Below are 26,090 nucleotides of genomic sequence, written 5' to 3'. Positions count from 1 at the left end.
AAGATAAGCCACGATCATCATTACGATACATGTGAGTATGAATAGCGAGACAAGGCAGGACGCATTGCCGTAGTCATGGTCTTTTCTGTATATAGTTATGGTTTCCTTCATGAGGGTTTTCGCTTGTGTCCGGTTCTCATGAAGGTAAAGAAAAAATAACTATGCAGCATCCCCCCGCTTTAGTGTAAGCACAGTGATCTCAGGCCATATACCCACTCTTCCCTTTAACCCGTGATAACCGAAACCTCTGTTCACATACAGGTACTTCCCTTCCTGTTGATATAATCCTGCCCACTGTTTGTAGACGTACTTTACAGGGCTCCATTTAAACCCGAAAAGTTCAATACCAAACTGCATCCCATGTGTATGCCCGGCCAGTGTAAGATGAACATGCTGATCATGGTCTAATGTCACCTCATCCCAATGTGAAGGATCATGCGACATCAGTATTTTGAAAGCGTTATCCGGTACATCAGAGGTTGCTCTTTTCAGATCACCGTATTTTTGAAAGCCACCTTTCCCCCAGTTCTCCACGCCAATAAGCGCAATGCTCTGCCCGTGTTTACAGATCGTCACCGACTCGTTCAGTAATAGTCTGAAGCCGATCTCTGCATGGATCTCTTTCAGATGATTGAGATTGGCACCCTTGGCTGTTTCATTTTCCCATCTGGTATAATCGCCATAATCATGATTCCCTAAAACCGAATATTTACCATAAGGTGCTTTGAGCTTTGCAAACAAAGGTATCCAGGGCGTCATTTCCGAGGCCATGTTGTTCACAAGGTCACCTGTGAATAACAGCAGGTCGCTGTTTTGTGCATCTGCCATGTCAAGGCCTTTTTGTACACCTTTTACATCACTGAGACTACCGGAATGCACATCGGAGATCTGTGTGATCGTGAAGCCGTCAAATGTTTCGGGCAGGTCCGGGAAGTACAGTGTTTCCCTTTTTAATTTATAAAAGTGTCTGCCGCGTGTTAAACCAAACAGGATGATCAGGAAAAATATTCCGGCGAGTACAACCGCAGCTTCACTTACATAAACACTTCTTGGTGGGAACCCTTCAAACACGCGCACGATATCTTCCGCCAGCAGAACCAGTGAAGAAAATACTTTGGGGATGAACATCAGCAACATGGCAGACATCAACATGGCAATAAAGCGTTGTGCATTACTGCCCGTTCTGCGAACAAATATAATGAACAGGATACCTGCCATCAATGTAATGTCAATCAACCAATAAGCTAAGTGGATCAGCGGGTTCCCTGTGAGGGTAGCGATCGCCTGATAGAAATAAATATCGCTCACCACAAAGATCAATAACATTAGTAAAAGCCGTCTTGCCATATAACGAATACGTTTATATAGATGACGAACAGCAGGCGAAAATATTTTATGATCGCATGATTTTGGGATATAACCCTGGGGCGAAATTTATTGATTACGCATCTTATAAGTATTATTTGCAATGTTTTTATTAAAAGACACCGCACGCAATACCCCTTCATATAAACTTAACTTGATAATTATAATTAAATTTCTTTATCTTGTATCATACCATTTAACCATTACAACCAAAATTCCTTGCCGGGAAATTTCTTTACCAATGAAAAGGCGCTACTATTGCGTGTTGCAGAGGGCAATGAAAATGCCTTTGCAGAATTGTTTAATAACTACTACAACCAGCTCGGCGATTTCATTATCCGTATAACAGAATCCGAAGAAGTTACCCAGGAGGTCGTTCAGGATGTATTCCTGAAAATATGGACCAACCGCCAGGCATTGGGCCAGGTAGATAATTTCAAAGCCTATCTCTTCACAGTGGCCAGGAACCATGCATTTAACTGCCTCAAACAAACAGCCCGGCTAAGAAACCGCCAGAAAGCATATGAATATTATGAATTGCAGGCTGCTGAAACCCAACATGAAGAGGCTGCTCATACCGATGTTATGCAGCTTGTTGAAAAGGCGGTGGAACTGCTTCCGCCCAGGCAAAGAAGCGTTTTCCTGTTAAGCCGGCAAGAAGGTATATCCCATGAGCTCATTGCCAGAAAGCTCAATATCTCCCACGAAACCGTAAAAAAGCATATGGTATTGGCGCTTAGATTCTTAAGACATCATCTCCGTACAAATCTCCGCTCTTTAATCATTATTATTTCTTTTTTATTCCGCAGCTAGAAATTTTTTTCGAATTTCATTACCTCTTTTACACAATCACGTTGTCTTACCGGTAACAGGAGAATAATAATATATATGCATAAAGCTAGACTGGCTTATCTGTTGAGTATTTATTTTAATAAAACTGCTACAACCGCAGAGGTGGATGAGTTGATGGAGGCGGTTGCAGACAGCCAGCACGATGAGGAGCTCAAAAGTTTGCTCACCGAATTATGGGAGCAGCACCAGAGTCATCATCAGCCGATCAGTAAAGAAAAGGGGAACGAGACGTTAAGAGCTATCCTGCAACAGGGGAAAGTGTTGAAGCCTGTCACCGGAAAGAAGCATTGGTGGCCCGCTGCCGCTGCTGCTGCCATTGTGTTATTCATCGGAAGTTATTATTGGACGAGCAATCGGATGTCCACAAATGAGAATATTGCAGAACAGCCTACCCCCCATGTGATCAAACCCGGTGGGAATAAAGCAGTGTTGACATTGGCGGATGGTTCTCATATCGAACTGGATTCCTCACGAGAGGGCGTTCTGACAACACAGGGGAGTGCGGTGGTTGTCAACAACAGTTCATCCATACTAGCCTATGGCGCCAATAAAAGCAGCACAGGTGAGCTGATATATAATACATTGTCTACACCAAGAGGCGGACAATATTGCCTGGTGCTGTCGGATGGCACTAAAGTATGGCTCAATGCCAATTCCAGCATCCGTTTCCCGGCCACTTTTAATGGCGATACAAGAAGCGTAAGCATTAAAGGGGAAGTTTATTTTGAAGTAGCAAAGAATAAAGCAAAACCATTTCTCGTAACAGCAAAAGAAGCAACGATCACGGTGTTGGGTACCCATTTCAATATCATGGCCTATGAAGACGAAAACGTGATGACCACAACTTTGCTCGAGGGAGCAGTAAAGGTATCTAAAGGAGACAAATTTAAAATATTGAAGCCTGGGATACAGGCACTAATCCCTGATGATGGCGCAACAATGAAAACCGAAGCTGTTGATGTAGATGAGGAAATGGCCTGGAAGAACGGCTGGTTTAACTTCAATTCGTGGGATATTCAGCGCATTATGCGGCAGATATCCAGATGGTACGATATAGACGTAGTATATGAAGGGAAGATGCCAACAGGCCATTATTCAGGAATTGTAAGTCGTGAAAACAATATCTCTCAGGTATTGCAGATCATGAAGGCAGGTGGTGTAGAATTTAAAATAGAAGACCGCAAGATTATAGTGTCCGAAGGCCATTAGTTAAAGCTAACGTTAATTTCAGGGGTGACGATTCCCCTATAATAATATGAACGCTGTCCCAAAACAGACGTAACGGATTTCCCATTATTCTAATTACCACTTTATGAACAAGAGACTATTCTTATCGGCGTGTAAGTCAGACTGGTTGGTTGTAACCAGGTTAATGCGGGTTGTTAAACTGACCGCATTTTTACTTGTTGTAGCAAACTTTTGTGCAAATGCCAAGACGTTTGCCCAGATCACCATGTCCCAACGAAATGTATCGTTGGAAAAAGTATTTAAAGAGATCCACCGGAAAACAGGCTATCAGTTCTTTTACAAGGATGAGCTGATGAAAGAGGCGAAGAAGGTGGATATTAATGTGAAGGATGCCAGCATTGAAGAAGTGCTGGACATCTGTTTCAAGGATCAGCCTTTCGGCTTCACCATCACGCAGAAGACCATCACTGTTGTGAAGAAGAATGCTGCGAAAGTGGTGACTGGCCATCCATCACCGCCTATCGTGATCAAAGGAAAGGTGACCGACTTTAACGGGGCCGGGCTTGCGGGCGTATCCGTTTCCGTGATCGGTGCAACCGCTGGCGTGTTTACCGATGTAGAGGGAAATTTTACCATCACTGTTCCCGATAACAGTGTATTGAGCTTCACATTTATCGGGTTTAAAACGGAGAACATTCGCGTAGGTAAAGAAAATACCACGCTGACTGTGTTGCTCACCCAACAAGTATCTTCATTGAACGATGTAGTGGTGGTGGGCTACGGATCACAGAAGAAAATATCTGTGGTAGGCGCCGTTACCTCCATTGGTACTAACGAACTAAGGCAAAGCCCTACTACCAACCTCTCCAACGCACTTGCAGGAAGACTTCCGGGTTTGCTGGTGAACCAGTTCGTGGGTGGTGAGCCCGGCGTAGATCAGAGTGATGTATATATTCGCGGGATGGCCACTTACAATACAGGGAACAACTCTCAAAGACCGATTGTGATCGTAGATGGTGTTGAGCGCGACTTCCAGTATCTGAACCCGGAGGAAGTAGAAACTTTTTCTTTATTAAAGGACGCATCTGCCACCGCGGTTTTTGGTGTAAGAGGCGCCAATGGGGTTATCCTGGTTACCACTCGCAGAGGTAAGCTGATGGACAAACCCAGTGTTACTTTTAAAGCTGCCACTGGTGTTTCCGCACCTATCAAATTCCCGGAGTACCTGGGCTCTGCAGATTATGCCATGTTGTATAACGAGGCGCAGGACAATGATAAAAGTACCCGCACCCGGTTTACGCCAGCCGCCATCGACAATTACAGGAAGGCAAAAGGCGATAACTCGGACGGGCTGGGTTATGATATCGATCTGTTCGATTACGCCTTCAAACCCAGTATGCAGCAGGATTACAGCTTGAACATCCAGGGTGGTAACAAGAACGTGAAGTACTTTGTAATGGCAGGTTATATGAACCAGAATGGTAACTACAAGCATACCAAACTGAGCCCTAATAATACTAACGCGGTTTTTAAACGTTATAACTTTCGTTCCAATATCGATATCAATATCACGGAGAATTTTTATGCGCGTTTGAACCTCGGCGGGCGTATCCAGAACAGGATCGCGCCGGGTACTACCGCAGCCCGCGTGGTGAATATTGCCAATACGCAACCTTCTATCTACCCGATCATATTGGAGAATAACGAAAATCCTGCTAACAAGTCCATCATCTACAAACATCCGGAAGGCTTGTTGTTCGGTTCACAATTGTATCGTTATAATATCCTTGGTGAGATTGCCTACTCCGGCTTTATCAATGAATACAAAACGTTCATGGACGGAAGCTTTGCGCTGGGGCATAAACTGGATTTCATTACAAAAGGTTTGACCGCCGAAGTACAATATTCTTATGATGTACAGAGTGGTAATACGGTGAACAGAACAATCCCGCACGAAGCTGAAGGTTATCGCGAGTATGGCGGGTACGCTACTTTCTATCCGCAGGCCGGCGTAGATATATTCATGAATCCCAACGGCAGCCATTACGATGGTGTATATGTTACACCGAAACGTTCGGACAATGCCACTATGAACAATGGTTACGATGGTAACACTCCGGGTGCACAACGCAAGACCCATTTGCAGGTGACATTGAACTATGCCCGGTCTTTCGGCAAACATAGCGTGACGGGGATGTTACTGGGGCTCCAACAACGCCGGACCTTTATGACTGAGGTTCCTTTCGGTAACCAGGGCCTGGCTTTCAGAGCTACTTATAATTACAATGACCGCTACATGTTTGAGTTCAATGCTGGTTATAACGGATCGGAGAGCTTTCCCAAAGGTGCCCGTTATGGTTTCTTTCCTGCCGTTGCCGCAGGATGGGTGATCAGCAATGAGCGTTTCATGGAAAATTCCGTCATCAATTATCTGAAGGTGAGAGGTTCTTACGGATTGGTAGGTAGTGATCAGTTGGCAGGCATCCGTTTCGGTTACCTGCAATTCTTTGAGGTAAATGGTGATACCTACAATTTTGGTGTCAGTCAGAGCAACGGCGTACCGGCCAACGTGTACGAATCCCCATTGGCCAACCTCTCACTGACCTGGGAGACAGCTAAGAAGTCCAATATTGGTATTGAAGCAAGAACATTGAGCAATCGCCTGAGCTTTACAATAGATGTCTTCAAGGAGCATCGTTACGACATCCTCACCGCGATCCCTAATGACTACGGAACCAGGAACGTATCTGCCATTGTTGGCCAGAACGCGCCGCAGCTGAACCTGGGTATAGTAGACAATAAAGGTTTTGATCTGGAAGTTGGCTGGTCAGATAATATTGGCAAAAGCTTCAGCTATTACATTCGTCCGAATGTATCTTTTGCCAGGAACAAGATCATCTACATCAACGAAATAGAACGTATTGCTCCCAATGGCAAGAATGTAGACTATGCCCGCCGTACCGGAAAGCGTATTGGTGAGCAGTTTGTATTTGAGTTCAGTCATTTTGTAAAGGACCAGGCCGAAGCGGACCAGTTGAATACATCCAGCTATCAGAAATGGGGTACATTGATACCGGGTGACGTGGTGTATAAAGACCAGAACGGTGACGGGCAGATCACTAATCAGGAAGATCGCATTGCGATGGGCAACCCCCGGAATCCCGAGATCCAGTTTGGTATTCCCCTCGGTGTGTCTTACAAAAATTTTGATGTGAGCATTTTGTTCCAGGGAGCCACCAATACCAGCGTTCAGCTGATCGATGCTGCAGTTTGGGATTTCCCGACTTACGGGCAGGACATCATCGGCCGTGTGAAGAATTTCCACCTGGGACGCTGGACACCAGCAACAGCAACTACCGCTACTTATCCTGCATTGCACTACGGTACACATCTGAATAACAAAAACCCGAATAGTTCATTGTTCCTCGCAGACGCTTCCTATATGCGTTTGAAAAGTCTGGAAATTGGTTATACCCTCTCTCCTAAGTTCCTGAAGAGGTTAGGCCTTACGAAAACAAGGTTCTATGCCCAAGGCCTGAACCTGGCGACCTGGGATAAATTGTCCACTTTCGATGTAGATCCTGAAACTAATACCGGGGGAGACTGGTACCCTATTCAGAAAGTATTTAATCTGGGTGTTTACGTAACCTTCTAAAGCAGTAATCATGAAACAAAGAAAATATACCCTTTTAATAGCAATCGGTGCAATGATCGGCGCTACTTCCTGCGAAAAATTCCTCGACAGGCAACCTGACAACAAACTCACCGAACAGCAGGTATTCACTAACTGGGACCGCGTAAACGGGGAAGCAAACAAATTGTATCGTGACATGAGGGACCGGGATAAAGGGATTGTTACCCTGCAGGATTTCTCTATGTCCGGTATAACGGATGAATGTAAAGGTACCAAGGTAGAAACTGGTACACCTGACCTGTTCAACTTCGGAAGTTTTGGGCCATCCATTGGGATGCCTGCCAAAGCCAATGGTATTTACTGGCCGGATTATTATAACTCTATCCGTAAAGCCAATGTGTTCCTTGAATGTGTGAAGAAATATAATTCTCCTGACAACCCGCTTCGCGAGGGTGATCTGAAGAACCGTGTAGCCGAAGCGTATTTTTTGCGTGCATATTTTCACTGGTTGGCTGCCCGCTTCTATGGCGACGTTTTTTATATGGATTATGTGGCCAGTCCCTCTGGTGGTGAACAATTCGCTCGCCAGCCATGGCCTGAATTTGTGACGAAGATCATTGCTGATCTGGACATTGCGATTGCCGAGCTACCTGCGAGGCATGATGATGTTGATTTCGGACGGGCGGACAAGGGTGCCGCGATGGCTTTAAAAGCAATCATACTTTATATGAACGCGAGCCCCATGTACAACGGAGGCAAACTGCCTGGCAACGATACCCGTGTTGGCCACGCACAATATGCTGCTTACGATAAGAGTAAGTGGAAACTGGCCGCAGATGCTGCAAAAGCTGTGCTGGACCTGAAAAATGGCTCCACACTACGTTACAGTCTGTATATGGGGAAAGGCACTGACTGGCAGGCTGAAAGTAACAACAAGGTGTATGCAAGAATAAAGCAGATCTATATCGATCAACCAGCTATTCTCAGTGAGTGGGTATTTTACATTTCGAATAATAAGGCAGAATCATGGCAAGGGGACCATATTCCACCTTCTTATGGCGGTGGGTCCCGTTTGCAGCCGGTACAGGAGCAGGTGGATGAATACGAGTTTGTAGGATCTGATGGTTATGGTTATGCTACTTATGATCCGCAGGCTGCAGCCAAGGGCTGGGACGTGAACAATCCATATGCCAAACGCGATCCCCGTTTTTATTCTGATATTATGTATCATGGTAGTACTTACCAGAACAAGATTATCAATACCGCCAGCGGTGCCGATAAAATAGGGGCCAGTAATGCAACCTTCACAGGTTACTACCTGCGCAAGTTCTATCATGAAGATTGGAAACGCAGTGGCAACTGGCCTCTGCACTTTGCTGTTATCCGCCTGCCGGAAATTATGCTGATCTATGCAGAAGCAATGAATCGGTTTAGTGGTCCTGGCAGCGATGTGTATGACATGTTGAACACCCTGCGCGCACGTTCATTCATGGCGCCAGTGCCTCCGGGGTTGGATGAAGAAGCCATGCACAAATATATTCAGCGCGAGCGCCGTGTGGAACTTTTCTATGAAAACAAACGTTACTTCTATGCCCGCTGGAACCTGGAGCCGGATTCCCCGGCAGAGCTGGCAAGGGAAAACAGCTATAAAGGTGCTCCTAATCCTGCCGCAGTATGGCCTTATCCAAGAACGCAGCGCTACGCGCATGGTATGCGTCCTGTGGAAGACCCAGCTGGTGCTATTGATATTGGTGGGGTTAAATACAGGATGGAGCGTTTTAAACTGGAGGACAGAGTCTTTACTTCGAAGAACTATTTCTGGCCGTTGTTGCAAAGTGAGCTGGCGAATGCGCCAACTTTGATACAGAGCCCTAACTGGTAAGGATGATTTTTTTTATATCTAACAAAAGGCTGCCAAAAGTAAAATTTTGGCAGCCTTTTTTTGACGTCTGAAATAGGATAAGCATTTTGGAGAAATTTGGCCGCAGATTGTACCTTTGTCCAAACCTCTCTTATGTCTGACATCGAAATAATAATGAACGAGCTGGTAAAATTCAGAAATGATCGTGATTGGGATCAGTTCCACAATCCCAAAGATCTGGCATTGGCAGTTAATGTTGAAGCAGGTGAACTGCTGGAGTTGTTTCTCTGGAAGAAAGCGGATGAAGCAAAAATAGAGCGGGTAAGAGAAGAGTTGGCGGATGTTTTGGCGTTTTCTTTTTTGCTGGCCAATAAATATGGATTTGATATTAAAGAGATCATGCTGGAAAAGATCGCGAAAAATGGGGAAAAATACCCGGTAGATAAGGCAAAAGGAAGCGCCAGGAAATACAATGATCTATGACCAGGGACAAGGGTGTTTCAATACGGAAATATGATTTTAATGAACAGTTGCTGGATTCAATTGATAGCATTTCCTACCTGAAGGATAACTGGCCTGTCATTTATATGCTAAGCAATGACCAAACAAGACAGTTATACGTAGGGGAGACATCTGACTTTTATACAAGGATGACCACTCATCTCAGAAGTGCTGACAAAAAGCAGATGACGACTATCCATATAATAACCTGCGATACTTTTAATAAATCAGCAACATTGGATATTGAATCCAATCTTATCAAATACCTTTCAGCCGATAAACATTGGGAATTGTTGAATCTCAATATCGGATTATCTAATCATAATTATTATCAAAAAGCAGATCTGTACTGGCAACTGTTTGAAGATATCTGGAAAGAGTTAATGACGAGATCGATCGCCTTTCATACGACTACTTATATTGGCAATCTGGACCTGTTCAAGTATTCACCATTTAAATCTCTGAACAGCGAACAGTATAGAGGATTGTTCCGGATAATGGAGGCGCTCCTGAACGAGGATAAAAATGTGATCCTTGCAGAAGGAGGCTCCGGTACTGGTAAATCATTGCTGGCTATTCATCTTTTCAAATTATTGATGACGGATATAACGGAGTTCAATTACAGGTATTTTGGTAATGATGAACCGTTATTTATTGATCTGGTCCGCAAGCTTAAACAGAAATACGGGCAGCCGAAAATGGCGCTGGTTATTCCTATGGGCTCTTTTCGGGAAAGCATAAAAAAAGTATTCCAGCATGTACATGGCTTAAAGGCTTCAATGGTAACAAGCCCTTCGGAAGTAAAGAAAGAGCATTACGACATAATACTTGTGGATGAAGCCCACAGATTACGCCGCAGAAAAACCCTGGGTACCTATTTCGGAGAATTTGATAAAACAAGTGAAACACTCGGTTTTGATAAGCAACTGCACACGGAGTTGGATTGGGTGAAAAAACAAGGCGACAAACTGATCTTGTTTTATGATGAGAAACAAAGCATCAGACCTTCCGACGTGAGAGCTGCCGACTTTGAAAAATTGAAATCACTCGCATCCACGGATGTGCAGTGCCTGAAAACGCAAATGCGTGTGTTAGGCGGACGTAGATACATTAAGTTCTCCACTGAGCTGCTTGATTGTACTCTGCCTGCTGATGCCGATAAATACCAGTCCAGGAAGTATGATCTTCTGTTGTTTGATTCTGTAACTAAAATGCGAAGTGAAATACAACAGCGCGACAGAGAGACCGGATTGTCAAGAATGGTAGCGGGATACTCATGGGAATGGGTGTCTAAAAAGAACCCTGCATTGTTCGATATCTTACTGGAGAATGAAGCTTACAGGTGGAATTCGATAACGAAAGCGTGGATAAACTCTGAAAACGCCCCTGATGAAATTGGTTGCATCCATACCACGCAAGGGTATGATCTAAATTATGCAGGCATCATCTTTGGCAGGGAAATCACTTATGATAAGGATAAACATGAGCTGGTGATCATCGAAGATAACTATTATGATAAGGCGGGTAAGGTAGGAATATCTGACCCGGAGGAATTAAAAGGATACATCATTAATATATACAGGACTGTTATGCATCGGGCAATTAAAGGGGTATATGTATATGCATTCCATCCGGAACTAAGGGAATACCTCAGCCGTTTCATTCCCAAAGCCTAGTCCCGCTCAAACTTCTTCAACTCCCCATTCGCATCAAACTGAATAGTATACCGCTCCCTGCTGCCGTTAACTGTCGTAGGAAACCAACGGACCTCATTATCCCAGATGGAAATATAAACACTCGTTGCTGGTTTTGCGCCTTCTACCTCAGCTGCTTTCTCATTATAGATCCTGGCTACTTTAGCTGCATTCATAAAATGGATCTTATTAAGAGAGACCAATCTGCTGTCAATATGATCTCTTACTGATATCTGCTCGGGTTTCGGCTCAGACCATACTCCGTTTCGATACTCATATTTATCAATGTATTTAGGGTTTTCCGGATGTTGGAGCATAACATGGATACTTCCGTCATCATAAAAATGAATACCGGAATAAATGAAGATCTCTTTACCCGCATATTGCGGTAGTGCCTTCAATGCCTCTTCAGCTTTATTTAACGAATTTTCGTTAGCCAGGAAATTTCTTTTAGGGCCTTCCGTATGTTGATGGGTGTGCGTAGTAGTATGTGTTTCTATAGTGATAGAAAAACTAGTGTCTGTCTTACTTTCGGCAGCAGGTTTTTTAGCCACCATTGTATTCTTCGGAGAAAACGTCTCTTCTACCGTCTTCGATATTTGCTTACACCCAAAAATAAAGCAGCAAATCACTAAAGCAATTAATTGTCTCATCATAATCAACTTATTTCATCGAGATCACTTGTAAAGGCAATCCGTTGAGGGTTTTCGGGAAGGTAAAAAATATCTAAAGTTTCCTGCTTAGTAATATCCAGATTGAGCAGGTCTACTAGTTTTTTAAAACTGGCTTTATGTTTTTGCTGATGTTCATCCAGGAACTCCATTTCGAAACGCACCATGGGTTGCTCATTGATATACGTTCCGGTTTGGCCAACCTTGATGAGCTTTGCATTTGTTCTGATACCTTTAAACTTAATGTAAGCTGCATCATCCGGTTTACCGGTGAAGCTGAGGATAAGCATGCCCAGTAACCTGTAACCAAACAATACGACAGGACAAATAAACAAGGGATGGCCGAAGCTCATAAAGCGCCATCCGGCTCCATTACTTTCCAGGTTGTATGAAAATATGTAATAGCCAATGATGACAGCGGTTAATGCTAGCCAGCCCAGTATGATCAATGCCAGCCTTGTTTTATTGATACTTGCTTCGGAAGTAGCGAAAATGAAATAAGGAATGGATTTCATATCCTTATCGATCAGGATATCTATTTTCTTGCCGGCTTCGAAGCGGTGTTCATGTGGTTTCGCATCGTTCACGCTGGTCTTTTGAATGATTTCGGTATTCACCAGGTTTTTGAAGGAAAGTTTTAGTTCGTAGGTGTCATGTGTAGCACCGTCTTTGGAAATCTTAGAAACGTCTAAAATTTCTGCCGTTCGGGGAACGCCGTGTTCCTTCAGTCGCTCTATGTTCCGCTTCGCTATGAAATTGAAGAGTACCCATTTATGAAAATATCCTGCCAGCAGAATAAGCCATAATATGATCGTCGTCGCCACGATACCAAGCGCCAGCCATGGATCTTTATCTGTCAGCCCCCTTACATCATATTCACTATTGATGCTGTAATACATTATCATCGGGAAAGGAACAGCCCAGAATAACATGAATAGGGCACTGAGCAGGCTAATAACTTTTGTCATCTGTTGTGTATTCAGGGCCCTAATGTCGTATAACTTATCGTACCTGACAAGGAATTTTTAGTAGGTATACTTTCTCACAGAATGCTCAGATACCATCCGCTTTTGTTTTCCCCTTTTAGTATATAACTGGTATACCTTCCTGCTGGTCCAATTGCCCTTTTCATCGTATTCATATTCCGCTTCGAAATAATACATCCACTTGTGGTGGGAGTGGATACTGTATTTAATGGGGTCTCCTTTTTCATTGTATACTTCGTTGCGCACTTCATCAGAATGCACTGAGCTCATGTGAAAATTAAGGAGCCTGAATTGCTGTTCGCCGGTGAATGCTTCTTTTTCACCGAAATAACCAGCTGAAATCATCGTATTGGAATCATAATTGTAGGTTATTTTTCTCATGGAGTAGAGACTGCCTTTATGGTCTGTGTATCGTGACTCGATAGGGTCTCCTTTTTCATTGTTCAGATAGTGGTAATACGATACGGTATCCCCTTTTTCATTCCGTTCCGTGACCTGCGTCCGGAATCCTTTCTCATCATAACTAAAATCTGAGGTCTTCTTCGTGTAGCCATATTTGTCCCATCTTTCCGTCGTGAGGCTTAATATCAGTTTGCGTAACGTGTCATTTACATATGCTGTGCGGATGGTGGCCTTATCATCGTGATCATGCTGTGTCTCTTCTACCAGTTGCAGCATACCATCTGTACCAAACGTTTTCGTTTTTTTGATCAGGTCTTCATAAAAATAGGGGACATGATAATAGTTGGTCACTTCTTCAATTTTTAAGGGCCGGCCGTGCAAGACTTCAAGAGCATTAGACTGTGCAAAAACAGGTAAACCTGCGAGAACGAAAAGGAATAAGAAGGCATATTTAGGCATGGCAGGGATATTATTATAGCTATAAATATAAGAAACCCCGGTTGTTAATGCTTCCTCAAAAAAGTTTTGAAATATCAAAAACCTCCTTATATTTACATTGTCAGACCAGACCAGACCAGAACAGTGAACGAGTCAACCAGAACAGGTAATTCCAGTAAGTAATTATTCACGACCAAATCAACGTTATGAAAAAGGTAACCTAACGCCTTGATTATTTATTATTCACGCTTCCACGGCTAATATTTCCACTAAACAAACAAATGCTGTTATGAAAAAAACAAAGCATACAGGGCATCCTATTGCCTATGCCTTAAAGGCGGCGCACCCGCTCAAGGCATTTATCCTCCTATTCCTTTTCCTGTGTAGTACTACTCTTTCATTTGCACAGGACAATGCACGCGTTATCAACGGGAAAATAAAGAATGATATTGGCGAAGCTATTCCGGGCGCCACCGTGATGGAAAAGAACAGTAAAACCGGCGCTATCTCAGACAACAATGGGAATTATTCCATCAGGGTTTCCGGTAGTAAAGCAATACTGGTGATCTCTGCAACAGGGTTCACTGCCCACGAAATTCCTGTGGGTGAGCGGAGCAGTATTGATGTTACACTTCAGAATGAAAACAAGGAATTGAATGAAATAGTGGTGATCGGTTATGGTACCAAGAAGAGGGCCAACCTTACAGGTGCGGTTTCAGCTATCACTGGTAAAGAACTGCAAAAATCACCCGCCGTTAATATCACTAATTCCCTTGCAGGTCAGGTACCTGGTCTGATCGCCAATACCAGAAGCGGTGAGCCGGGTAATGATAACGCGGATATCTTTGTTCGTGGTAAAGCCACGCTGGGAAGTACGGGGGCACTGGTGGTAATAGATGGTGTTCCTGACAGGTCTGGTGGTTTTGCAAGACTTAACCCCGCGGATATTGAATCCATCTCTGTTATTAAAGATGCCACTGCGGCCATCTACGGGGCACGTTCTGCTAATGGTGTTATTCTTGTTACTACCAAAAGAGGAAGATCAACCACTCCTGTTTTAACCTTCAGTACCAACTGGGGTTTTACGCAGCCTACGCGTGTGCCTGAGATGTTGAATTCTTATGAATATGCAGTGGCCACAAATGAATACGATGTGTTGCGTGGTCAGCAGAAAACCTGGCCGGATGCAGATATTCAGCAATTCAAAGATGGTTCCGATCCGCTTGGTCATCCCAGCAGTGACTGGTGGAATGCTATCATGAAAACATGGGCTATGCAGCAGAACCATGTTGTTTCGCTCAGTGGTGGAACAGAAAAAATAAAGTATTATCTCTCTGGTCAATATCAGCACCAGGATGGTATCTATAAACAGAGCGCTGCGTTTTATAAACAGGCACAGGCCAGAGCCAATATAGATGTAACGGTAACGAGCAATTTCAAAGTGGGGATAGATGTATTGTACCGTAATGAATTCCGTAATGCGGCAAAACAGGGGTATGATGCAGGTGGTATATTCAGGGAACTATGGCTGGCTTATCCTTACCTGGTACCAAAATATCCTAATGGTTATGTAGGGCCGGGCATCGGTGGTGGGCCTGATAACAGCATGATCTATATTACAAACGGAGATGCGGGTTATCAACGTTTCACCAACGATTACCTGCAATCAAAGGTTTCTTTCAACTGGGATCTTTCCATGCTCACCAGCGGCCTCTCCCTGGATGGGTATTATGCTTACGATCTTACATTGAACAAAACAAAGGCATTTGTACAAACACCGCCGCCTGCTTACAGGTATAACCCTGCCACTAAAGATTATACAAAGATCGTATCTTCTATCACTCCCAATCTCAATGAAGGGAGAGGTTCTGTAAGGCAGAAATTGCTGAACCTCCGGTTGAATTACGCCAGGAAATTTAATGATCATGGATTGGAAGCTTTTGTGGCTTTTGAAAGATTCCAGGGAGAGGCAGAAAACATTACTGCTTACCGGTCTAACTTCCTCAGTAATTCACTGGATGAATTGTTTGCTGGCAGCCTTATTGGGCAACAAAATAATTCCGGAGCAGCAGAATCGGGACGTATCAATTTCATTAGCCGCATCTCTTATAATTTCAGAGATAAATATCTCCTGGATTACAACATGCGTTATGACGGATCACAGAATTTCCCTGAAGGCAAACGTTATGGTTTCTTCCCCGGTGTTTCTGCCGCATGGCGCATTTCCCAGGAATCATTTTTCCATTCCTCCTTCGTTAGTGATCTGAAATTAAGAGCATCATGGGGTAAAACAGGGAACGATGCCGTGAGTGCTTTCAATTATATTCAAACCTATCTGTTTGGCGGAGGTTACGGTTATTCTTTCGGGTCCGGTGCTTCACAGGTCAGCTCCCTCAACCTGGGACCTACTCCTAACAGGAATATCACCTGGGAAGTTGCGAACACCACAGACATTGCAGTGGAGTCTCAATTCCTGAACGGAAAGATTGGCCTGAGCCTGGATTTTTTCCGGTCTATGCGTACAGGGATATTGATTGCGCGTAGTGAATCTGTTCCTGATTATACAGGTATTACACTGCCTTCCGAGAACCTGGGGCAAGTACTGAACAGAGGTGTTGAAGTGGAGGCTTCTTACAATAACAGAACGGGTAAAAACTTCTCCTATTCAGTAAGAGGGAATATGACATTCGCAAGGAACAAAGTGATCTATATGGATGAGGCAGGAAATATTCCTTCTTATCAGCAGAAAACAAACCTGCCGATCGATGCCTGGTTCCTCTATCAGTCCGATGGTATTTATCAGAACCAGCGGGAGATAGATAACAGTCCGCATCCTGCGAATACAGCTCCCGGTGATATCCGTTACAAGGACCTGAATAACGATAAACAGATCAACGGACTGGATATGGTAAGGACGCCGCTGGTAAGAACACCTGAGATCATCTTTGGTACCTCTTTCAATTGCACCTGGAAAAATCTCGACTTCACCATCTTCTTCCAGGGACAGGCAAGGGCTAAATCTTATCTCGCTCCTGCAGGACTTAATCTGGCACGGGAGTTTTTCACAGACCGCTGGCAGAAAGAAGGGGACAATACTTATCCCCGCAATTTCAGCGGACCAACGGGCAGGACATTTGGTGTAAACACCATGGCTTCCGATTTCTGGTTGCGTAATGCTGCTTTTGTTCGCCTGAAGAATTTGGAGATCGGTTATAACCTTCCATCTTCCTTACTGGGTAAAGCGAAAATACAGGGCGCCAGGATCTATGTGAGCGGTAATAACCTGTTCTCTATTGACAAATTCGGGCCATCCTTTGATCCTGAAATACCTAACGACAACGGCTATTACTATCCGCAGCAAAGGATCATTAACATTGGCGCGAACCTCAGTTTCTAACGGTAACAAATGAAAAACATGAAAACGCATATAACTATTATTGGCGTACTGGCGGTTATGTTGTTTGGCGCATGCAAAGACACGCTGGACCTTCAACCAAAGAATGCCTATTCCGAAGAGGATGTATGGGGCGATCCCAAACTGACAGAAGTTTTTGTGAATGGCATCTATGACAGGGCAGTACTAGGATATAAGGATGCCGGTTATGGATGGGCTGCTCAAACAGATGAACTGTATGGCAACTTTAACTGGACGAATGAAAACGTATACGTACGGGGAGAAGCTACACCAGATAATCAAAGCGGCGGTTCGCTGAACAACTGGAGCAGTTTATACGCTGCTATCCGGTACTGCAATACCTTTTTCCTGAACATTGATAAAGTTGATTCTGTGGGTAATGAAACCCTTATCCGCCGCATGAAGGGAGAAGTATATTTCCTGAGGGCAATGGCTTACTTTGAATTGCTGAAACGTTTTGGGGGTGTGTTGCTCATTACAAAGGTATATGACGTAACGGATAAAACTTTTGCTGAGAAAAGAGCTGCCTGGGAAGAAACAAAAGCTTTCATCCTGGCAGATATTGCACAGGCTGTACAATTGCTGCCCTCGTCCCAAAGCAATGATGCGGATAAAGGCAGGGCTACTGGTGGTGCTGCGCTTGCGCTGAAATCCCGTTTATTACTATACGCTGCAAGTCCGTATTTTAATAAGACCAATGATCAGCAGTTATGGCGCGATGCGAGGGATGCAGCTAAGGCTGTAATTGATTACAGTGGCAAAATGTATAGTTTGTATGGCAATGCGGGCAGTAATACTTATAACAAGGTCTTCCTGGATTTCTTTAATCCTGAAGTGATCTTCGGAAGGGTATACAGCGGGCTGGTAAAAGCAGACAGGTATAATACAGTGAGCAGGGACCTCAGTCCGAATGGATATGATGGATACAGTGCCTACAATGTGATCCAGCAGATGGTAGATGAATTTGAAATGGCGGATGGCACTCCTTTTAACTGGAATAATCCAGCACATGCACAGGATCCTTATGCCAACAGGGAACCCCGTTTCTATGCAGATATACTTGCCAATAACCAACCATTCAAAGGAAGGATGACACAGTTCTATGAGGGAGGTGATGATTCCCCGCAGAGTCCTTATTCTCCCTGGAACGCATCTAAGACGCGTTATTGCATGCGCAAAATGGTAGACGAAACAGTAGACTGGAAAAAGCAGGATTTTGCTGCCTCCCAGTGGGTAGTGTTCCGTTTGTCAGAAATGTATCTTAACTATGCGGAAGCTTGCGCTGCATTGGGAGAATATGGCCCGGCCCGGACTTACCTGAATGATCTGAGGCAGCAAAAGGCAGGATTGCCGGCAGTAACTGTTCCGGATGCAGGGTTAATGGATAAGATCAAACATGAACGCAGGATAGAACTTTGCTTTGAAGGACACCGGTACTTTGATATCAGAAGGTGGGGAATTGCTACAGTAGGATCTGAAGATGCGAAAGGGATTGTAATTACGAAACAGCCCAATGGTACATTTACTTATCAGCAGATAACAGTGGAAGAAAGAACATGGGTACCCAGTTTCTATTTCTATCCCATACCACGTACGGAGATTCAGAAGAATCCTAACATTACACAGAATCCGGACTATAATTAGTAAACAGGGCCGGAAAGATATCTCCGGCCCTGTTATCTTTTTACAAAAATGTTTTTCGATGATGATAAGACTTTTGTTGCTGTTTGTTTTTATACAGATCTGTTCTAATAGTGATGCACAGATAGTGTTTCGCTCTTCCAATGCTGAACTGGAAGCAGCATTTAAGTGGGCGCAGCAAACAGCATTATCTTACAAAGGACATAAAGATGATCCTGTTGGGCCCTGGTATGAATCAGCGCTGCCCCCAAGGTCTGCTTTCTGCATGCGTGATGTTGCGCATCAATGCATTGGCGGGGAAATACTAGGCCTGTCTGCCGAAAACAAGAATATGCTCACCTTATTCGCTAAGAACATTTCGAAGGAAAAGGACTGGTGTTCATATTGGGAGATGAACAAATATGGCGTTCCTGCACCGGAGGATTACAGGAATGATAAGGAATTCTGGTATAACCTGAATGCGAATTTTGATATCATGAATGCCTGTTGGCGGATGTACCTATGGACTGGAAATAAGCTTTATATTAATGATGCTGCTTTCCGGAATTTTCATGAGAAGTCTGTTCACGAGTATATCAACACCTGGATATTGCAAGTGGATTCTCTGTTGACAAGGCCAGCTTACCCCAATACACCGATCCCTTTTAATGAGAATGATGCTTTCCATCGTTGCCGGGGATTGCCTTCTTATTCCGAAGGAGTGCCTCATCTGAAAATGGGCATAGACCTGATCGCGGCTTTATACAGGGGGCTGGAAACTTATGCATCTATACTGGAAACGAGTGGCCAGCCTGATAAAGCGGTAGGATATAGAAAGAAGGCGGAACAGTATCGTCGTCATATAGAGAGCAACTGGTGGGATCAGCAAGCACAGCAATATCAGACGCATGTTACGAATGACGGCGCTTTTGGGAAAGGAGAAGGAGCAACCTTCCTGCTCTGGTTCGATGCATTGAAAGATAGTACCCGTGCCAGGAGAACGATAGAACATTTAGTGTCTAATGATTGGAATGTGGAGAACCAGTCTTATTTTCCTGTGGTGCTCAGCAGATACGGTTACTATGATCAGGCTTTACGTTACATCCTCCATCTGGCGGATGCCCGTACGGAAAGAAGGGAATATCCTGAAGTGTCTTTTGGTGTAGTGGAAGGGATCATACAAGGTCTTATGGGTGTTGATGCAGATGCCCGGTACAATAGGGTGAGTACACTATTCAATGGGCAACCGGGAGATACGCTTGTTGCTGAAAATATTCCGGTACTTTCGGGATATATTACGGTCCGTGAGCATAAGGATGGTGCTACTTTGCAGCAGCAGGGCAAAACCGCTATTGTGTGGCGGGTGAAGTTCTCCGGCCGGCATCCCTTCATTAAAGAAGGGAACAGGAAGATAAAAGCGTTGCAGGAGTTAGATAAACGGGGTAATTTTATCTCCTTTGCAGATCTAAAGCTACAACCGGGAAAAGCGATGACGGTATCTGTCGAATAAAATATTACTGATGCGAAATGTATTTGAAAAAATAAGGGAATTAGAAGAAGTGGCTGCTTACTCCAAACGGGATCGTATGGTGCAGGGGATTATTAACGCCATCAATGAAAAGGTGTTGCAAATGGATGATCCGCTTCCTTCCGTTAATACCCTCATCAGAGAGTTGAAGTTCTCGCGGGAGACAATTGTGAAAGGATACCAGGAGCTTGTAAGCAGGGGGATCATTGAATCAAAGTACAGGCTGGGTTATTTTGTGGCGCACGGTAATACGGAACAGGTGATGAAGGTAGCGTTGCTGATGTATAACCTGGATACCTTTGAAGAGCAGTTCTACAGAAATTTCAGGCAGCAACTCGGCAAAGGTGTGGAGCTTAACATCTTCTTCCATCACGGTAATATTGAGATCTTCGAAACTATCCTGCTGCAGATCAGAAGTAAATATGGTATGTATGTAGTGGCGCCTATTCCTCATCCCAGGTCAAAGGAATTACTGGATACCATTCCCCGCAATAAGTTCCTGATGTTTGACAGATACGAGCCGCTGGATGGTGAATTCAATTATATTACGCAGGAATTCGAGCAGTCGTCTTACAATGCATTTAAACAACTGGCAAAAGAGATAAAACAGTTTGACGAAATGATCTTCCTGCATTCTCCGGAATCGCTGGACCCTAAGGAAATTGTAACCTCGTTTAAGAAATTCCTGAAGGACTTTAAAGTGAAAGGGAAGATCATTCATGAGTTCACGCCCGGCATGGTAGAGAAAGGCAAGGTGTATTTTACATTGGACAACTTTGCCATGTGGGAAATACTGCGGGAATGCGGAAAGAAAAAATTGAAACCCGGAAAAGATGTAGGCCTGTTGTCGCATAACGATGAACCGGCAAAAGAGTTCGTAGGCATCACAACTTACTCAACAGACTTCGCCCTTATGGGTAAAACAGCCGGTCAGGCTGTGATGGCCAGGGAAAAGATCCAGCAGATCATTCCTACGGCACTTGCAAAGAGAAAAACACTTTAAATGATTGCAGCAACCGCTGCAAAAAAAGATATAGATGAGATACGTTCTTGCGTGGCTATTACTGGCTTCATTCCCTTTGCATGCCCAATTGAAATGGCAGATGCAACCAGATGGAGGAATTATATGGAAGATCAGGGCAGGTGAAATTCATTCGGACCATATAGAAATGAGCGGGAAAAAGATCTCAGCCATCATCTATTATGGGAAAGATAGCTCGGGCGGTTTACTGCTAAAGCAGAAACTTGTTTTCCCGATGTTGCGTACTATCCCCAATGATACAAGAGGCAGCCTGATCAGGACATTTGATCAGCATATCATGGATTCCGTAAAAGTGAATGGTGCGTATGTGCATGAGATCCCGAAGTCCTTTTATATAAAGGGATATCTGCAATCTGAAAGTAGTGCCGCTGCAGGTTTGTCTATACAAAGACAGGTGTTCCCTTCCACAGAGAAAGCTGCTTACATAGAAAAATATACTTTATCCAATACGGGGAGGGATCCATTGTCTGTTAACATCCCCATGCTGCATAAAACGGATTCTGCCACTGGTGTTTATGGTACATATATCCTGAACTACCAGGTATATGATGGAGGATCTTTTGTGCTGCAACCCGGAGAGAAATATGCGTTTTCCATAGTGATATCCGGCTATAAAGCTACAGATGAAGCGGTGTTTTTTTCTGCCGGTTATGAATTTGAAAAGCGGAAAGCATTGGTAGATCAGTTGGGGAAATCCCTCGTGCTGGAAACGCCTAATGATACCATCAACAGGATGTTCAGCTTTGCCAAGATACGTGCAGCAGAAAGTATTTTTGATACGAAACAGGGATTGATGCATGCTCCCGGTGGTGGTGATTATTATGCGGCTGTCTGGGCCAACGATCAGGCGGAATATGTAAATCCTTTTTTTCCTTTCCTGGGAAATGCGGAAGGGAATGAATCTGCCCAGAACAGTTTCCGGCTCTTTGCCCGGTATATGAATGATGATTACAAACCCATTCCAAGCTCCATCATTGCAGAAGGTACTGATTTCTGGAATGGTGCAGGAGACAGAGGGGACCAGGCTATGATCGCTTATGGTGCATCCCTGTTTGCATTATATTATGGAGATACTTTAACTGCAAAACGTCTCTGGCCTTTAATCTCCTGGTGTAATGAATACCTGCGCCGGCATAAAACAAAAGAGGGTGTGATCACTTCTGATTCCGATGAACTGGAAGGACGGTTTAAAGCCGGGAATATTAATTTGTCCACGAACGTGCTGGCATATGGTGCATTCGTATATGCATCAAGACTGGCAGCATCACTTGGAATACAAAACAAATTGCAGGAGGAAGCCTTACAGTTACGTAAGGATATTGAAACCTATTTCGGGGCTACGGTAGAAGGATATAAAACTTACCGGTATTATGCCGGCAATGAAGTATTACGCTCATGGATCTGCATACCACTTGTGATGGATATTTTTGACCGTAAAGAAGGGACTATCAAAGCATTGCTTTCCCCAAGACTCTGGACACAGAATGGGATACTCACAGAAGCGGGTTCTGCCACCTTTTGGGACCGGTCTACTTTGTATGCTTTCCGGGGTATGCTGCGGGCAGGTGTAGTAGATACCACCCTTCGCTATCTTAAATATTATTCCTCCCAACGCCTGCTGGGGCAACATGTACCCTATGCCATTGAGGCCTGGCCGGAAGGAGATCAGCGGCATCTCTCTGCGGAAAGTGGCCTCTATTGCCGGGTTATAACAGAAGGGCTGTTTGGATTTGACCCTGTCAGTTTTTCTGAATTTACCATCTGCCCGCGTTTGCCGAAAGAATGGAAGGAAATGAAACTACGGAACATCAGGGCATTTAACAGGAACTTTGATGTAGAAGTAAGCAGGAGCAGGGTTAATATTATCTCGGAAGGTAAAACGATAAAAAGTATTAACTGGGATGGCAGGAGTCCTATAAAGTTGACTTTTTAAAGTAACTTTCCTGTTGTATGAATGCAACAACATTCCTTACCTTCTTCCTGATCACCATTACGATCGGCGTTATTTCCTGGTACAAAACGAGATCAGAGAAGAGTAACACCATTGCCGGTTTTTTCCTCGCCAACCGCAACCTCGGTTTTATCTCCGTGGGCAGCGGCCTGCTGTTCGCCAATATTAATACGGTGCTTTTTGTTGGAGAGAATGAACTGGTGTTCACCAACAACCTGAGTGTAATGGCCTGGGGCATGACGTCCGTTATAGCTATGTTGGCTGTTTCTGAATTTATCATGCCTATTTATCTGCGTACGGGCATTGCCACCACGCCAGACTATCTTGAAAAAAGATATGACAGCAGTACAAAAAAGATTGTCTCGCTCATTTTTCTTGTTAACTACATCGTCAATTTACTCCCGTCTGTACTATATGGTGGTGCGGTTGCATTTAATGGCCTGTTCCATTTTTCTGATCACTATGGCATCGATTACTGGACCACCATCTGGATACTGGTATGGATGATGGGAAGTATCGGCGGATTATATTGTATCCTGGGAGGGCTGAGGGCCATTGCCATTTCTGATGTGTTATTAGGTGCGGCTATGTTTACCGGAGGTATATTGCTGCCGTGGTTTGGATTGCGTTACCTGGGTAACGGCAACATATCTGAAGGACTGGCCGTTATTCTGTCTTCCAAAACAGAACATATGAAGGTGATCGGTGCAGCCAATGATGCGGTGCCCTTCTCTACTATATTCACGGGGATGTTGCTGGTCAATCTTTACTATTGGGGTACTGAACAGTATACGGTGCAGCAGGTACTGGGTTCCCGTAATCTTGCAGTTAGCCAGAAAGGTATTGCATTGGCAGCTTTTGGGAAGATCCTCTCTCCGCTGCTGATCAATCTTCCCGGCTTGATTGCTGTGCATATGTACAGCAGTATGCAAAATACAGCTGAAGTATTTCCCAGGATGGTGAGTGATGTTTCTCCGCCGCTTTTTGTGGGTTATATGGCTGCGATCCTGTTTGGTGCTACTTTCACCACATTCAATGCAGGCCTTAATAGTGCCAGTACACTTTTCATCCTCAACGTGTACAAATCCGATGCCGACGAAAAGAAATTGTTACGCATTGCAAAAAAGTTCGAAATCGTTATTTGTTTGCTGGCCATGTTCATCGCGCCTTTTATCATCTTTGCCAGAGGTGGTTTTTATAATTACCTGCAAATGATTGGCGGGTTCTTCAGTGTACCCATCTTCACCATTATACTGATCGGTTTTCTTACAAGAAGAGTTCCAGCCATTGCTGCTAAGGTGGGATTGGTCTTCTTTATTGTTGCATATGGGGCCACACAGGTGATATTCGATACCGGCCTGCATTTTTTACATGTACTGGCTTTGTTGTTCGTGATCACCAGCGCTATGATGCTGATCATAGGAAGGATCTATCCTATGAAAGTGCCTTATGTGCGGGAACTGAGCAATGTGGTAGATATTGTGCCCTGGAAAGGACGGCACATTTACTCAGCACTGCTGATAATGATGGTGGTGGCGATGTATGTAGTGTTTACGATCTTAAGTTAAACGGATGTTCCCATGGTTTTCTATAAGGCCTTTGCAGTAATCCCGTTGCTTCTCTGTCTCCAACGATGATACGTTTTTCCGGATCATACACTAAGGGCCTGCCTGTTTTCATAGAGAGGTTGGCCAGGATGCAGCTCGCCGTGGAAATATGTCCTTCTTCTATATCTGCTACCGGGCGGCTGCCGGTTTCAATGGCTTTCAGGAAGTCCAGCATATGCAAACGGGTGGCAGGGGCTGCGTTTAGTTCAATTTGTGGCTCGGTCACATCTTCCGGGTATTTTTCTTTTTCGAATACTACATCTTTATGAATGGGTTCACCTTTTCCTTGCGGAATAAAATCGTAGGCCATGGTGCTGGCTTTCAATGTTCCCTTTTCGCCATATAACGTGAATGCCCATGGGTATTTAGGATCAGTTGGCGTACCCCAGGTCCTGTGCTGCCACACGCAGTTCAGGTTATCATATTCAAAGATGGCTGTTTGTGTATCGGCGATATTGGATTTCCCTTCTTTTTGTACATAGATACCACCAGTGGAACTGATGCGTTTGGGCCAGCCGAGTTGTAACATCCAGCGGACAGTGTCAAACATATGCACACACATATCTCCCATTATGCCGTTGCCGTATTCTGTGAAAGTACGCCACCAGCGCTGATGGGGGAGGCCATCGTAAGGCCGCAGGGGAGCGGGGCCTGTCCACATTTCATAATCTAAGAAATCGGGAACTGCCTGCACGGGCGGGTTACCGTTGTTGCGCATGTGATAGTAACAGCACATTTCCACATGGGATATTTTGCCGAGCAGGCCGGCATCCACAATATTCTTTTTTGCTTCAATCAGATGCGGGGTGCTTTTGCGTTGTGTGCCTACCTGTACCACACGGTTGTACTTCCGGGCAGCAGCCAACATGGCTTCCCCTTCCAATACATCCACACTGATAGGTTTTTGTACATATACATGCGCACCTGCTTTCACGGCTTCGATCATGTTCAATGCATGCCAGTGGTCCGGCGTGCCTATCAGCACAATGTCCAGCTTATTTTCCGCGAGCATTTTGCGGTAGTCTGTATAAAGTTTCGGTTTGGCGCCGGATCTCTGTCTTTTACTCACCATTTCTGCGGCACCTGCCAGCATATTCTTGTCAACATCGCAAAGGGCCACCACATTGACCGGGGATACCTGTATCAACCTGAAAAGATCACTTTTCCCGTACCAGCCTGCACCAATGAGTCCTACATTGTAGGATTTGGTGGGATCGATGAAGTCGAGTGCCTTTGCGCCAAGTGTGGAAAGCAGCAGGGAGGCTGTGGCTCCTTTCAGGAAATGCCGTCTATTGATGTGGAAGGGTTGCATAGTGGAATTTTTGTTAAACGCTC

General features: G+C 44.5%; 17 protein-coding genes. 12 read left to right on the top strand and 5 right to left on the bottom strand.

Annotation, left to right across the window (positions count from 1 at the left end; all coding sequences use genetic code 11):
- Positions 1–159: 159 nt before the first annotated feature.
- Positions 160–1,347 (bottom strand): metallophosphoesterase, encoded by a 1,188-nt coding sequence (locus GFS24_RS20750; RefSeq protein WP_153662763.1) that lies wholly within the window; start codon positions 1,345–1,347, stop codon positions 160–162.
- 237 nt (positions 1,348–1,584) lie between these two features.
- Between GFS24_RS20750 and GFS24_RS20745 the strand changes: the two genes are divergently transcribed.
- From GFS24_RS20745 to GFS24_RS20720, 6 genes are all read left to right on the top strand, one after another.
- Positions 1,585–2,178 (top strand): RNA polymerase sigma factor, encoded by a 594-nt coding sequence (locus GFS24_RS20745; RefSeq protein WP_153662761.1) that lies wholly within the window; start codon positions 1,585–1,587, stop codon positions 2,176–2,178.
- A gap of 75 nt (positions 2,179–2,253) precedes the next feature.
- Entirely contained in the window at positions 2,254–3,426 is a 1,173-nt protein-coding gene (locus tag GFS24_RS20740) for a FecR family protein (protein WP_153662759.1), read from the top strand.
- Between the two features lie 103 nt (positions 3,427–3,529).
- Positions 3,530–7,060, top strand: coding sequence for a TonB-dependent receptor (locus GFS24_RS20735; RefSeq protein WP_153662757.1), 3,531 nt, complete (start codon positions 3,530–3,532; stop codon positions 7,058–7,060).
- A gap of 10 nt (positions 7,061–7,070) precedes the next feature.
- Positions 7,071–8,921, top strand: coding sequence for a RagB/SusD family nutrient uptake outer membrane protein (locus GFS24_RS20730; protein ID WP_153662755.1), 1,851 nt, complete (start codon positions 7,071–7,073; stop codon positions 8,919–8,921).
- A 132-nt stretch (positions 8,922–9,053) separates the two neighbouring features.
- Positions 9,054–9,383 (top strand): nucleotide pyrophosphohydrolase, encoded by a 330-nt coding sequence (locus tag GFS24_RS20725; protein ID WP_153662753.1) that lies wholly within the window; start codon positions 9,054–9,056, stop codon positions 9,381–9,383.
- Entirely contained in the window at positions 9,380–11,077 is a 1,698-nt protein-coding gene (locus GFS24_RS20720; protein WP_153662751.1) for a DUF2075 domain-containing protein, read from the top strand. The genes GFS24_RS20725 and GFS24_RS20720 overlap by 4 nt, the downstream gene beginning before the upstream one ends.
- On the opposite strand, the gene GFS24_RS20715 is transcribed toward GFS24_RS20720, so the two are convergent.
- Genes GFS24_RS20715 through GFS24_RS20705 form a run of 3 tightly spaced genes read right to left on the bottom strand, consistent with a single transcriptional unit; the run spans position 11,074 to position 13,613 of the window.
- Complete coding sequence (locus GFS24_RS20715) at positions 11,074–11,751, bottom strand: hypothetical protein (protein WP_216647465.1); 678 nt, start codon at positions 11,749–11,751, stop codon at positions 11,074–11,076. The two genes, GFS24_RS20720 and GFS24_RS20715, sit on opposite strands and share 4 nt — an antisense overlap.
- Before the next feature lie 2 nt (positions 11,752–11,753).
- Entirely contained in the window at positions 11,754–12,734 is a 981-nt protein-coding gene (locus GFS24_RS20710; RefSeq protein ID WP_153662749.1) for a hypothetical protein, read from the bottom strand.
- Between the two features lie 57 nt (positions 12,735–12,791).
- The gene (locus GFS24_RS20705) at positions 12,792–13,613 is read right to left on the bottom strand and encodes a hypothetical protein (protein WP_153662747.1); all 822 of its coding nucleotides are present in this window, start codon (positions 13,611–13,613) and stop codon (positions 12,792–12,794) included.
- 268 nt (positions 13,614–13,881) lie between these two features.
- On the opposite strand from GFS24_RS20705, the gene GFS24_RS20700 reads away from it, so the two are divergent.
- Genes GFS24_RS20700 through GFS24_RS20675 form a run of 6 tightly spaced genes read left to right on the top strand, consistent with a single transcriptional unit; the run spans position 13,882 to position 24,716 of the window.
- A complete protein-coding gene (locus GFS24_RS20700; protein WP_153662745.1) occupies positions 13,882–16,989 on the top strand; it encodes a TonB-dependent receptor in 3,108 nt (1,035 codons plus the stop codon).
- Between the two features lie 18 nt (positions 16,990–17,007).
- Positions 17,008–18,651: a RagB/SusD family nutrient uptake outer membrane protein gene (locus GFS24_RS20695; protein WP_173003137.1), complete on the top strand. Its 1,644-nt coding sequence runs from the start codon at positions 17,008–17,010 to the stop codon at positions 18,649–18,651.
- A gap of 58 nt (positions 18,652–18,709) precedes the next feature.
- Positions 18,710–20,137, top strand: a complete 1,428-nt coding sequence (locus tag GFS24_RS20690) for a hypothetical protein (RefSeq protein ID WP_153662741.1) — start codon at positions 18,710–18,712, stop codon at positions 20,135–20,137.
- 10 nt (positions 20,138–20,147) lie between these two features.
- Complete coding sequence (locus GFS24_RS20685) at positions 20,148–21,158, top strand: GntR family transcriptional regulator (protein WP_153662739.1); 1,011 nt, start codon at positions 20,148–20,150, stop codon at positions 21,156–21,158.
- Between the two features lie 34 nt (positions 21,159–21,192).
- Positions 21,193–23,130 (top strand): hypothetical protein, encoded by a 1,938-nt coding sequence (locus tag GFS24_RS20680; protein WP_153662737.1) that lies wholly within the window; start codon positions 21,193–21,195, stop codon positions 23,128–23,130.
- Positions 23,131–23,147: 17 nt separating this feature from the next.
- Positions 23,148–24,716, top strand: coding sequence for a solute:sodium symporter family transporter (locus GFS24_RS20675; RefSeq protein ID WP_153662735.1), 1,569 nt, complete (start codon positions 23,148–23,150; stop codon positions 24,714–24,716).
- On the opposite strand, the gene GFS24_RS20670 is transcribed toward GFS24_RS20675, so the two are convergent.
- Positions 24,700–26,067, bottom strand: coding sequence for a Gfo/Idh/MocA family protein (locus GFS24_RS20670; protein WP_153662733.1), 1,368 nt, complete (start codon positions 26,065–26,067; stop codon positions 24,700–24,702). The two genes, GFS24_RS20675 and GFS24_RS20670, sit on opposite strands and share 17 nt — an antisense overlap.
- Positions 26,068–26,090: the final 23 nt, after the last annotated feature.

Source organism: Chitinophaga sp. SYP-B3965, assembly GCF_009647655.1.
Lineage (GTDB): Bacteria > Bacteroidota > Bacteroidia > Chitinophagales > Chitinophagaceae > Chitinophaga.
The sequence above is the reverse complement of the archived record's forward strand: the minus strand, read 5'-3'. Positions and strand labels throughout refer to the sequence as shown.

Bases quoted from the DNA above. Each gene is read 5' to 3' on its own strand.
- GFS24_RS20750 (WP_153662763.1), bottom strand. From the start codon at position 1,347: ATGGCAAGACGGCTTTTACTAATGTTATTGATCTTTGTGGTGAGCGAT.
- GFS24_RS20740 (WP_153662759.1), top strand. From the start codon at position 2,254: ATGCATAAAGCTAGACTGGCTTATCTGTTGAGTATTTATTTTAATAAA.
- GFS24_RS20735 (WP_153662757.1), top strand. From the start codon at position 3,530: ATGAACAAGAGACTATTCTTATCGGCGTGTAAGTCAGACTGGTTGGTT.
- GFS24_RS20730 (WP_153662755.1), top strand. From the start codon at position 7,071: ATGAAACAAAGAAAATATACCCTTTTAATAGCAATCGGTGCAATGATC.
- GFS24_RS20725 (WP_153662753.1), top strand. From the start codon at position 9,054: ATGTCTGACATCGAAATAATAATGAACGAGCTGGTAAAATTCAGAAAT.
- GFS24_RS20720 (WP_153662751.1), top strand. From the start codon at position 9,380: ATGACCAGGGACAAGGGTGTTTCAATACGGAAATATGATTTTAATGAA.
- GFS24_RS20715 (WP_216647465.1), bottom strand. From the start codon at position 11,751: ATGATGAGACAATTAATTGCTTTAGTGATTTGCTGCTTTATTTTTGGG.
- GFS24_RS20710 (WP_153662749.1), bottom strand. From the start codon at position 12,734: ATGACAAAAGTTATTAGCCTGCTCAGTGCCCTATTCATGTTATTCTGG.
- GFS24_RS20705 (WP_153662747.1), bottom strand. From the start codon at position 13,613: ATGCCTAAATATGCCTTCTTATTCCTTTTCGTTCTCGCAGGTTTACCT.
- GFS24_RS20700 (WP_153662745.1), top strand. From the start codon at position 13,882: ATGAAAAAAACAAAGCATACAGGGCATCCTATTGCCTATGCCTTAAAG.
- GFS24_RS20695 (WP_173003137.1), top strand. From the start codon at position 17,008: ATGAAAACGCATATAACTATTATTGGCGTACTGGCGGTTATGTTGTTT.
- GFS24_RS20690 (WP_153662741.1), top strand. From the start codon at position 18,710: ATGATGATAAGACTTTTGTTGCTGTTTGTTTTTATACAGATCTGTTCT.
- GFS24_RS20685 (WP_153662739.1), top strand. From the start codon at position 20,148: ATGCGAAATGTATTTGAAAAAATAAGGGAATTAGAAGAAGTGGCTGCT.
- GFS24_RS20680 (WP_153662737.1), top strand. From the start codon at position 21,193: ATGAGATACGTTCTTGCGTGGCTATTACTGGCTTCATTCCCTTTGCAT.
- GFS24_RS20675 (WP_153662735.1), top strand. From the start codon at position 23,148: ATGAATGCAACAACATTCCTTACCTTCTTCCTGATCACCATTACGATC.
- GFS24_RS20670 (WP_153662733.1), bottom strand. From the start codon at position 26,067: ATGCAACCCTTCCACATCAATAGACGGCATTTCCTGAAAGGAGCCACA.